Origin of the sequence: Cryobacterium glaciale (assembly GCF_004402535.1) — a bacterium.
Taxonomy (GTDB): domain Bacteria; phylum Actinomycetota; class Actinomycetes; order Actinomycetales; family Microbacteriaceae; genus Cryobacterium; species Cryobacterium glaciale.
Genome location: NZ_SOEY01000007.1, coordinates 194748 through 206583, shown reverse-complemented (window position 1 = coordinate 206583; position 11836 = coordinate 194748). Strand labels below are relative to the sequence as shown.

The following is an 11836-nucleotide window of genomic DNA, read 5'->3' as shown; positions in this document are numbered from 1 at the left end:
CCGGCGGTGCGGGCGGGGCCGCGAACACGGGCGGTGCGGGCGGTGCAGCAAACACGGGCGGTGCCGGCGGGGTTGCAAGAACGGGCGGGGCGGGTGGGGCGGGTGGCGCCGAGAACAGGGGTGGCGCCGGCGGGGCGCTCACATAGAACGGCGGCGGTCCGGTGGGCAGACCGTTCGTGGCGGGCGCCAGGGGGACTGGCGGCGCGGGCGGGGCGGGAGGTGCGGGAGGCACCGTCGCCAGGAACGCTGCCGGCGGGACTGGCGGCACGGGCGGCATCACGCTCTGCCCGGCCGGTACCGGGTCAGCGGCCGGGACAGAAGCCGGAGCGTTCATCGACAGGGGCGTCACCGGGGCAAACGGAACGTACCCGGTCGCGGCCATTCCGGGCATCCACCCGGTGTCGACGCTCTTCCCGAAGCCGACAACGCCGGCCCAGATGGGAAAGGAGACCAAGTAGAGCAGGGTGAATCCGCCGCCGTGGCCCAGGCGCCGGTTGACGTTGTTGACCGCCATGATGAAAACGACGAGGGCCACGAGGTTCGCTGCCGGAATGAACAGGCCCACCACCCAGAGGGCCGAATAGCGACCGAGCTCAAACAGGGTGATGGTATTGACGATCGGTATCCAGCCCTTCCAGGCTTGTTCCCCGAGCTTCACAAAGATCTTGCCGAGGGCGATCGACGAGAATACGTACACGCCGAGGCCGACCAGCACGGTCACCACGATTCCGGCGATCGCCGCTCCAGATGATTCATCCATTTATGATTCGCGGCCGCTGGTGGGCGGCCGCTCCCCCAATCTGCTGGTGTCGCGCCGGTTCGGGCGCACGGTGGTCGTGACGTATCGAGAAATGCGTCGTCGAAAAGTGAAGAGTCGGCCAGCATCAGCCAGCCGGGAAAAGGAGCGCAAGGAGAGGGCGGCGCGCCACCGGTCTCGGCGAGTGCCGCTCGCGGCCAGACCGGCCCGTTCCGCGGTGACGAGGGCCCAGAAAGCATCGCTGTCGCCGGTCTCGGGCGGCACCGGGCCGAACACGGCCCGGTCGGCGAGGTGAGCGAGCACGGTGCCGCCGACCGACTCGTAGTGCGACGCGATCTCGACCCTGGTCATGCTGCCCTGGTCGGCGAGGCCGCGGTCGACGGCGGCATCGATGTATTCGTCCCAGCCCCCGGCGAACCGCGCCGAGACGTCGACGGCACGTGATCGGTCCCGGCGGCGCTTCAGTTTGGCACCGAGAATGACCAGGAACGGCGTGCTGATCGCCAGCAGCGTGGCGAGGCTGATGCCGCCGATCTTGAGGGCCGCGAACAGCCAGTCCAGGTCGGGGCCGGTGGCCTGTTCCTGTTCCTGCTGGTCTTCACCGCTGGTCGGGTTCGCCTCGGGGGCGCGCTGTTCGGTGGCGCTCTCGGCGATGACCTCGGTGTTGTATTGCGGGTCGCGGGTGGTGTCGTCGATGGGTGAGAGCGGGTTCTGAAACTGCGGGGTCGCATCCACGGTGACCCAGTTTTCGTCGCTGCCGGCCACTTCAACCCACGCCGCGAGGTTCTGACCCGAGCAGACGCCCTGCAGGCAGGCGCCGGGTGCGCCCGTGGTGCCCGCAGCACCAGCAGCGGTTGCAGCGCCGAGGGTGAACCCGAGCACGACGCGGGACTCAAACCCGAGGTGGCGGGCGAGCAGCGCCGTCGCCACGGCGAATTGTTCGTCGTCGCCGATCGCGGCGACCAGGGCCGAATTCTCGGTGGCCGTGCTGCTGTTCTGCTTCTCGAGCAGCGCGGTGAACAGCGCGTCAATGCGGGCGACGGAATGCCCGGACAGGCTCGGCGAGAACTGATAGTCGGCGAGGTCGGCGGTCCAGGAGTCTCCGACTGGTGAGTCGAGGGGCGGTGCGGTGAGGGCGTGGCTGAGGTAGCCGCGCTCGCGCAGCCGGGTGACCAGCTCGGCCAGTCCGGCGCCGTCGTTGGTGACCGCCTGGGCGTCGACCCAGTCGCCGAGGCTCGCGGGAATGAGCGTTTCGTCGAGGGTGTCGCCGGCCTGGCTGGTGAGACCGGCCAGGGTCGTCGCATCCGTTTGAGGTTCGGTGACCACCGTGTAGCGGTCACCGTTTTCGAGGGCGTTGAGTTGAATGCCGGAGGCCGTTCCGGCGTTGTAGAAGAAGCCGTCGCTCAGCGCGGCGGCTCGATCACCGGCAAAGCGGATGCTGAACAGAGCGCCTGCCCCCGGCATCCACACACCGGTGTACCCGGCGATGTCGAAGCTGGTCGTGACGCGCTCGGCGGTCGACCCGCGCGAGTGCGGCACCCGGGCGAAGGCCGTGATCTGGTCGCTCTCGCCTGCGGCGGGATTCACGACCCGAAAGACTTCGCCGTCGTAGTAGCTGAGCACGGCGAGGCGCACGCGCGATGCGGAACCGTCATCGACGGTCGTGGCGTCGCCGGTCACCGTGAACAGTTCCTGGTCGTACCGCTCGGCGCTGAAGTAGCTGCGGTACTGGCTGAGCGGGCTGATGTACTCCCGCAGGTCGACGGCCGGGTCGATGCTGCTGCGCAGCACCTCGCGGTCCGGCGTCGCAGCGACAGCCGCGAGCCCGCCGAGCGAGACGCCGATGGCGAGTACCAGCACGCCGGCAGCGAGAACGGCCCGGCGCACGCGACCGCCGAGGCCGCCGGGGGTGCGCCGCACTCCGGTCGTGCGGGCAGCCAGGTCGAGCGCTTCGCTGCGGGCGAGGTGGGTGCGCCAGGCCAGAAAGCCGAAGGCGAGAAGCAGGGCAGCGAGGCCGATCAGGCTCTCCCGTGGTGCCGGCACGCTCAGGCCCACAATGGTCAGCGGAATGCTCACGGCACTCGACCCGAAGACCAGACCGAACAGCTGCACGGCAAGAATCAGGGGCACGGCGAGGTAGAAGAGTCGTTTGCCGCGCCAGGCCAGCGACAGCGCCACCGTGGTACCGCCGAGAAACAGCAGAAAGGCGGGGGCCAGCAGGGTCTGGTACGAGCCGACCGGCAGCTGGATGGTGACGAGTTCTTTCCAGCTGAACACCGTGGCCGTCACGAGGTCGAGCAGCCCGCCGAGAATGTTTGGCACGCTCGTGAGCGCGCTCGGCACCGCGAGCGGAACACCGAGCAGCAGGTAGCCGCCGAGGACGGCGAGCAGCACGGTGAACCAGGACCAGCCACGACGTGCGCCGAGCCAGGCCAGGGCCAGACCGGCGAGAATGGCTCCGCCCGCCATGACCAGGTAGCTGGTGTCCTGGTAGATCGGCCAGGCCGCCCAGACGGCGACGAGCATCATCGCCACGACGAACACGGTATTGATCAGGCGGGCACTGACCACACCGGCTCGACGGCTGTGGCCGGGCGCGCGGCGCGATCGGCGCGGCGGAACCGTCGGCACGGCACCGGTCACGGGTCGGCCGGCGGCGGCGGCCGGCACTGCGGGCGCGCTCATGCGGCTCGTCGGCTCAGCAGGGAGCGAAAGTCGTCGAGCACGCCGATGGTCAGCACGCTCGTGCCGGCGAGGTCGCGAAAGCTCGGCTGCTCGTCGGGGTTGCACAGAACGGCGACGACCTGCACGTTGCCGGCGAATTTTAGGGTGAGCGCCTGGAGGCGCCGAGCGGTCATCGCCCCACCGCACACCACGAACGCGATCGAGATATCGGGCACCACCTGGGCCGCGAGCACGCAGACGTCTTCGACGTTCATGGCGTGCGGGCTGGTCTCGATCGCCGTGAGGTCGTCGAGCAGGGTGCGCGTCGACACGACACTCAGGCTGCGCACCGAACGGATGCTGCTGCGTACGATATCGGGAATCTCCTCGCTCGCCACGACGGCGAGGTCGCGGCCGTCGCGAATGGCGCGCACGCCGAGCGACCCGGTGGCGCTGACCGCCATCTCGAACTCCTCCTCGGAGGCGTACTCCGCCGCGTTGAGGCTCAGCACGATGGCCAGGCGGGAGCGTCGACTCTCTTCGAACTGCCGCACCATGAGCTTGCCGGTCTTCGCCGTGGACTTCCAGTGGATGTGCCGCTGCCCGTCACCGGGGGCGTACTCGCGGATGGCGTGAAAGGAGATGTCGGAGTCGACGATGTCACTCGTGGGGTTGCCCTCGAGGTCCCGCACGAAGCCGGCGCTCGTGCTGGGGATCGACACGGTCACCGGGTGCACGAACAGGCGGTTCACGTCGGCCCAGGGCCGTGAGCGGCCGAGCACCCCGAGCGGGTCGCTGCGCACGGTCGTGACCGGGCCCACATCGATGACGCCCCGGCGGTAGGCCGGCACGCGAACGTGCTCTTCGTGAACCTGGCCGGCGCGCAGGAGCGGCACGTAGACATCCGCCAGGCCTTTTCCGATTGGAACGTCGACGCGGCCCGGCAGTTCGAGGCGCTTCGACACGTTGGTGACGGTGAGGGTGCCGAGCACCTCGGAGCCGGCGACGACCCGGTCGACCGGCAGCACGAAGTCCACGCTGTAGGCGCGGCCTCCGGCCAGAAAAGGCAACGAGATGAGAATGAGCGCGATCGCCACGCAGCCGGTCACGATCAGTTCGGTCCAGCCGAAGACCAGACCGAGCGGCAGCAGCACGATCGCGGCCGAGACCACGACCCAGCCGGCCGGCGTGACCGTTTCACCCACCCATTCAACGGATGCCTTCACACCGATTCGCACAGCGCGCTCAAAGCGTATCCACAGCACTACGGCTCCCACGAGGGTCAACGTCGTTGACTTGTTCGTGCGCGTGGTGCTGTACCGGGTGTGCGTTGCAGACCTGGTCTGGGTGCTCGTACGGGCCAGATTCGAGGTCTGGGATCGCCGCGATTCGGTGTGGAAACTCACGCCAGGTCGCTCCGACTGGGCGGCAGCACGTCGAGCAGAATCTGGCCGATGACGGCGCTCGCGGTGACGCCGTCGAACTCGGCCTCCGGGTCGAGCACCATGCGGTGCGCGAGCACCTGCTCCGCGAGGGCCTTGACGTCGTCGGGGGTGACGAAGGTGCGGCCGTGGGCGACAGCCCAGGTCTTGGCCGCCTTGGTGAGGGCGCGGGCTCCACGCACGCTCACCCCCATCCGCACCTGGCGGGCATCGCGGGTCGCTTCGACCAGGCGGCCGATGTAGTCGTAGACGAGGGGGTTCACGAACACCGCGCGGGCGATGTCGCTCATGCTCACGAGCGCCTGCGGGGTGATCACCGGGGCGAGTTCGTGGCGCACGTCGGCGGTGCCCTCGAGGATGCGAATCGTTGATGCGAGGTCGGGGTAGCCGAGCGAGGCCTTCATCATGAAGCGGTCGAGCTGCGCCTCTGGTAGCCGGTAGGTACCGGCCTGCTCGATCGGATTCTGGGTGGCGATGACGAGAAAAGGCACCCCGGTGGAACGGGTGACGCCGTCGATGGTCACGTTGCCCTCTTCCATCGCCTCGAGCAGTGCCGACTGGGTCTTCGGGCTGGCCCGGTTGATCTCGTCGGCGAGCACGACGTTGGCGAAGATCGGACCGCTGTGAAACTCGAACTCTCCGGTCTTCTGGTCGTAGACGGTGATGCCGGTCACATCGCCGGGCAGCAGGTCGGGGGTGAACTGGATGCGGGTCGAGACACCCTGCACGGTCTGCGACATGGCGCGAGCGAGCGAGGTCTTGCCGGTGCCCGGGTAGTCCTCGAGCAGCAGGTGGCCCTCGCTGACCATCGCCGTGAAGGCGAGTTCGATCACGTGGCGCTTGCCGAGGACAACCTGCTCCACGTTGTCGACCATCATCGTGAAGGTCGCGGTGAACCAGTCTGCCTGTTCCGGGGTGATTGTCATGTGGGGAGCTCTTTCAGTCGGGCGGGGAGTTACGAGGCGGGAGAGCAGGGGACGGCGCCGGACTGGGTCACGTCAGAGACCTGGGCCAGGCCCGACGTTTCCGGCGCGGTCCAGTTGATGGTCCAGCTGACGTTTCTCACCTGGGCTGCATCACCGGGAACCACGGCTGTGTTGCGGTACTCCCACATCCGGCCACCATTCGGGTTGGGCACGTCGTACTCGGCACGGGTGACGACTGCCGTCGCGAGGCCGGAAGCGGTCGCGTCAACGGCGACCTTGAGGGTGCCGCCGATGACGCATTGGGCGGTGGTGAGGCCCTCTACCGAGTACGTGACCTGCCAGGCGCGCGAGGCATCCGCTGCCGTCACGGTCGACCAGTCGCTGCACAGGGTGTCGTCGCTGGTCGTGCAATACCGCACGCGAATGCCCGGGTCGGCGCCGAAGGCTTCCGAGCCGGTCGACTCGTCGTAACGGTCAAAGTCAGCCTCGAAATCAGCGGGTACGGTCGCCGACGACCTGGGCGTCTCAATCAGGTACTGGCCGTTAGACGGCCCGCCCGTCCCGTAGGTGTACGTGCCGTCGCCGGGGGCCGCCGGCTTCTCCCAGGTCGTGATCGGTCCGGCCGTGGTCGTCGTGACCCCGTAGCCGTTGGAATAGCAGATCGTCACGTAGTACCTGGTGTGCTTGGTCAGGCCGCCGATCGCTGGGTCTTCCGAGGTGACTGCGCCCGCCGAGGTGAATCCCGCCGGCGTCAGCGTGCAGGCTGCGCCTTCGGTGGGCGAGGCGACGTACAGCACCTCTTCCGGCAGCACGCTGGAATTCAGGTCGAACCGGGCGTCGGCCACGGTGATCGACCGGTTCTGCGAGCTCAGCACCCCCGGCGACGTGATCGCGGGTGATCCGGCCACGAGCACCGTTTGACTCTTCGATTCCTCGGTCGGGCCACTGCCCGCCGGCTGCTCGAAGCTGCTGAGGGGGGTGACGGTGATGGTCTGCGGGCCCACGCCGAGCGCCAGCTTGTGCACCGTCTTTCGCCCGTCGGCGGCATCGATGACCGCGTCTCCGATGCGGTATCGGTTCGTGGAATCGTCGGTGTTCTCGATGGTCAGGCTGACCGCACCGACAGTCGAGGACGTCACGGCCGGGTCGTACTCCGGCTCGGCCGTGAGCGTGCCCATACCCGGGGTGTCATACGACCAGGCCGTCACGCTCACTGGGGTGCGCGATTCACCGACCGCGTTGAAGGCCTTGGCCTCGTAGACCGCCTGATCGCCGTTCGCCGTCGTCGTGATCGTGCCGCAGTCGCCCGATGTGTCGCAGCGGGCCACCGAGGCTCCGTTGCGGTACAGGTTGAACCCCTCGAGGGCCGGGTAGGCGGCATTGGCGCCGCCGGGGCTCACCGAGAGAGTCACGGAACGGTTGCCGTAGGCGATCTGTGCCACCGCGTTCGGCGCCTTCGGGTAGCCCTGCAGGTCGACGGTGATCGATCCGTTGCGGTTTCCGGCGCTGAGCTTGCCCTGCGCGTCGCGCACCACGAAGCTCGCCTCACAAACCCCGCCGGCGGTGTCGCCCGACCAGCTGGCTCGCACGTTCCTCGAATTCTCGACCGCGAACGACACACCGACGCAGGTGCTCGGGGCGGTAACGGAGACCAGTTCGAGCGGGGTGCCGCGGTACAGGTTGACCTCACCGGCGGTGCCGATGACCGCGATCGAGCAGCTGGAGCCCGACGACTGGGTGCAGCTCGTTGCCACGGTGCCGCCCTTGGGCAGTTCACTCGGCGCCGGCCCCACCTTGAGTGCGAGCACCGCAGCAATCGCATCGCGGTGGCTCGACAGACTCACCGAGACGGCGGCTTCGCGGCCGGCCACGGCATTATCGGCGACACCGATCGTGAGGATCGCGCCGTCCTGCTGCACGGTGAACTGATCGGAGGTGAAGTCGATAGCAAAGGTCAGAGCGGGCACGTCACCCTTGCCCTGCCACTCGACCATGTGGCTGAGGTCGTAACGAATGGCCTCGGAGCCGGGGCTCGCGGTGAGTGCCGCCGGACGCAGTTCCGGCTGCGGGTCGAGCGGCTCGACCACGATCGGCACGACGAGCTGGGTGTAGTCCTCCTGGCCGTCGATGCGGGCCGGCACGGTGCAGGAGTCGGTCCACGGCGCGTCAGACCCGGCCGAGTAGGTCACCCTGGTGCCGGAATCGAACGTGCAGGTCGCCCTGCCGCGCTCCCCCGACGAACGGATGCCGGTGCGCTGCAGTTCCAGCGTGGTTCCGGCGGGGATCAACACGAGGCTGGTCAGATCGAAGGTGACCGAAGCGTCTTCCCGTACGTTCTGGTCGACGTTGCCCTTCTTGAGGGCGATGATGATGGCGTCCTTGGCCGGAATGCGCAGGAAGCCGTAGGTGGTCACTTCGACCCCCTGAAAGTTTGGTCCGGTCAGGGCGAACGGGGCGAGCAGGCCCTCGTCGGGAACGTCGCCGCTGATCTTCCAGCCCGAAACCTCGAGCCCGGGGTGGCTGCCCCACAGGGTGAGGGTGAGGTCAGAGACGTCACCGGAGTTCCAGGAGACCTTGTCGGTGACCACGTCGACGCCGTCGGGAAAGGCATCACGTTCGTCCAGGGCCAGGGTCGTGTCGATCACGACCGGATAGTCGGGAACGGAGGTGCGCACGATCTTGACCACGATGAGGCCCTGGGCGACGTCGTCGTTGGCATTGGTCACCGAGTAGACGAAGGTGAGCAGGCCCGGCTCTTCGCCGGCCGTGAACACCACGCGTTCGTCGGTGACGGAGTCGATACGCTCAGCGAGCGCGTCGAACTCGGCGCTGCCGGCCGTCGCGTCGGGGGCGACCCCGCTCAGCGTCAGGCTGCCGCCGCCGGGCTCGATGTCGTTAGCCGCGGGAAAGACGACCACCTGGTTGTCGGCTCCGGCCTGCACCTCGACGTAGTCGCTGAAGGTGATCGGGCTCGGGTTGGAGCGCTGGTCGAGCACGCCGATGCGCACGAGGGCGAGGCCGGTGGCCCGGCCGCTGTCGCGCACACGATACTGAAACTCGATGGCTCCGTGGTAGTCGAGGGGGCTGGAATAGACGATGGCGTCGCCGGTGGCGTTGATCGACGCCGTTCCGCGGGCCGGCTGGGTGAGCACCCGATCGAGCACGACGGTATCGCCGTCGGGGTCGATGCCGAAGCTGTCGAAGGGAATCTCGATGGTCTCGCCCGACAGCACCCGACCGTAGAGGGTGTGCGGCTGAGGCGCCGTGTTGTCGCCGTCGGCGAGCACCTCGACCGAGACCACGGCCGAGTCGATGAGTTCCGGTGCTCCCGCGGTGTACACGCTGTAGGCGAGTTCGTAGCTGCCCGGCTCGTCGGGGGCGAGGTAGCGCAGTTCAGCTCCGGCCGCGAAGGCCAGTCCCCGGGAATCGCGGTTCTGCACCGATTCGGCGTTGAGAATCACGATGTTGCCGTCGGGCGCCACATCGTTGTCGAGCACCGGAATGTCGATCTGCGCGCCGACCCGCACCGACACGCTGTCGTTCCTGGCGATCGGCGCCTGCGGAACGGAGGCCTCGAGCAGGTAGACGGTGGCCTCGCCGCGCACGGTGTAGAGCGGGTTTTCCGTGCCGTCAGACACGGTGTAGCGCACGGTGCCGAGCTTGCCCGGCCGTTCATCGGCCGTGGAGCCGCGCACCCGCAGAATGTTCTGGCCGACGACGTCGACGCTGAGGGAGGCGCCGAGCACGGTCTCGGGAATGGCTTCGCCGAGCAGCAGCACTCGTCCGGCCGGGTTGGAGACGGCGGTGAAGACGTCGACACTGGTGTCGGCCTTGGGCCGCACGAAAACGGTCACCGGGGAGGTCGTGAGGGCCTGCGCATCCGCTGACACCACCGAGATGCGCACGAGCGACACGACCTCGCTGACGTCGTCGGCGATCGTCAGGCTGACGGTGTAGTTGCCGATCGTGGTCGCGGAGAAGTCGAAGGCGGTGCCGTTGGCGGTGACGGCAACGGTGGAACCCTCGGCGCTCGTCGGGATGGTGGCCGACGCGATGCGGTACAGGCCGGCAGCGCCGGACACATACTCGGCCGGGTCCACCGTGATGCCTTCGTTCACCGAGGCCAGCAGCGCAAACGGTTCGACCGTGAGGCGTGGGGTCGGCGTGACCACGATCGTGAGCACCTTCTCGGTCGCGGCGCCGTGAATGTCCGAGACGCGCACGAGAATAGTGGCCGACTGCGCGCTCTGCTCTGCCGCATTGGGATGCTTGTAGACGAGCACGCCGGCCGGCGTCACACTGACCGAGCCGATGTCGGTGGTGTTGGCAGCGGATGCGACGAAAATAGGATCACCGTCGGGATCGACCCAGCCGGGAAGCACCGGAACGGTCACCGCGCCACCCGGCTGCACCTCGGGACTCGGCCAGTCCTGCAGGCAACCGTCGGTGCCGCACCAGACCGGCGCCGAATTGACGTCGTCGCCGTGCACGGTGAGGGTGACGGTGGTCGATGGCGAATCGAGGCCGTCGGTACGGGAGCCGTCGGTGATGGCGTAGTTGAAGGTAGCCGAGCCGCTGGCGCCGGGGGCGACCTGCACGGCGAGCGCCTGGTTCTGGTCGGTCACGAAGACGGTGCCCCACGAGGGGTCGAGGCCGGTGACCGAGTCGGGCACCACGCTGAGCACATCGTCGTTGGCGTCGTGGTCGTTGAGCAACACCGGCAGCGAAACGAGCTGGTCGACGCGCACACCGAAGGAATCCGGCACGGCCACGGGGGCCTTCGGTTCGACGACCTCTGACGCCTCCTCCACGTTGTTTTGACGCTGCGGTTCTTCGGCGGCCGCGAGGGTCCAGTCCTGGGAACTCTGCACGAGGGCGCCGTCGGGAACCGTCCACACCCATCCGCTTCGGGTGTCATTGAGAATCATGAGTGATTCGTTGGCGCGAAACGCGGGGGCGGCGTCGCCGTTCGGCGTGATCGCACCGTAGCTCAGGGCGGTTTCGCCGGCGCTTTCGCTGAACAGCGTGCCGCCGGTGCCGGAAGCGGGCAGCCAGGCCGCGTAGCGCACTCCCTTATAAGGGGTCGGGGCGGCGGGTACACCGAGCACGGCCGCGGCGCCCCCGACCAGCGTGGTGTCGCCGACCAGCTCGGTGCGGGCACCGTCGGCGAGCGCGAAGGCGACCAGGCCGGTCTGGTCTGCGATGAGCACGTCGTCGTCGGTGGTGCTCGGGCGTTGCAGCAGGGCCAGTTCGCTCAGGTTCGTCTCGACGGGTTCGTTCTGGCCGGCCAGCCACAGTTCCTCGCCGCTCACGCTGAGCAAAGCCCAGGTGTCGCCGACGACGGTCAGCTGGCTTCCGGCTTCGGCCGGACCGTCGGTGACGGCTTCTTCTCCGAGGATTCGGTCGTCGGCAATCGAGTAGCGGAGCACGCTCCTGGCGTCACTCGAAAAGCTGTAGAGCACCCCCTCGGGAGTGATCGCGATGGCATCGGAGCGGTAGGCGACGGGCGTCTCGCCCGGGGCGACCGCATCGTCGGCGTAGGGGTTCACCGGGCGCGGCTCCTGGGCGCCGCCAACACCACCCGCAACGCTCCCGGCGAAGACCGTTCCCGCGCTCGTGAGGTAACCGACCCACGAGGTCGACGACACGATCGTGCGGGTGCCGGCCGGCGTGCTGTCGTAGTCGGCCGCGTCGTCACCGAGGTCGATCGGCGCCGCGAGGCTCACATCGACGACCTTTTCATTGTTCTGCGCGTACAGCAGCACGGTGGAATCGGTCTGCACCAATTCACTCGGAGCCGGAACCGTCTTCACCGTGTCAAGTTCGCCGAGGTCCGTGTTGATGCGGGCGTACCGGGTGCCGTCCCCGCTCTGCAAAGCCCAGATCGAACTTGCGTTCACCGGCGTCTGCTTCACGTCGAAACCATCGACGACGATCGCCACCGTGGCCAGCAGCGCGCCGATCGCGGCCACCGCGGCAATGCGAATGACGCCGAGGCGTGCTTTCGAGAACACCGGACGATGACGACGAGTGCGCTTACCGGCCAT

General features: G+C 68.2%; 5 protein-coding genes. All 5 read right to left on the bottom strand.

Annotation, left to right across the window (positions count from 1 at the left end):
* Positions 1-760: DUF5684 domain-containing protein (locus E3O06_RS17455; RefSeq protein WP_166788104.1), on the bottom strand; the 760-nt coding region annotated here is incomplete at its 3' end.
* Positions 761-3442, bottom strand: a complete 2682-nt coding sequence (locus E3O06_RS04790) for a transglutaminase domain-containing protein (RefSeq protein WP_134501846.1) — start codon at positions 3440-3442, stop codon at positions 761-763. It lies immediately after the preceding gene.
* Complete coding sequence (locus E3O06_RS04785) at positions 3439-4827, bottom strand: DUF58 domain-containing protein (RefSeq protein WP_134501845.1); 1389 nt, start codon at positions 4825-4827, stop codon at positions 3439-3441. Before E3O06_RS04785 ends, E3O06_RS04790 begins: the two co-directional genes overlap by 4 nt.
* Entirely contained in the window at positions 4824-5789 is a 966-nt protein-coding gene (locus E3O06_RS04780; protein ID WP_134501844.1) for an AAA family ATPase, read from the bottom strand. The genes E3O06_RS04785 and E3O06_RS04780 overlap by 4 nt, the downstream gene beginning before the upstream one ends.
* A gap of 29 nt (positions 5790-5818) precedes the next feature.
* Complete coding sequence (locus E3O06_RS04775; RefSeq protein WP_134501843.1) at positions 5819-11836, bottom strand: Ig-like domain-containing protein; 6018 nt, start codon at positions 11834-11836, stop codon at positions 5819-5821.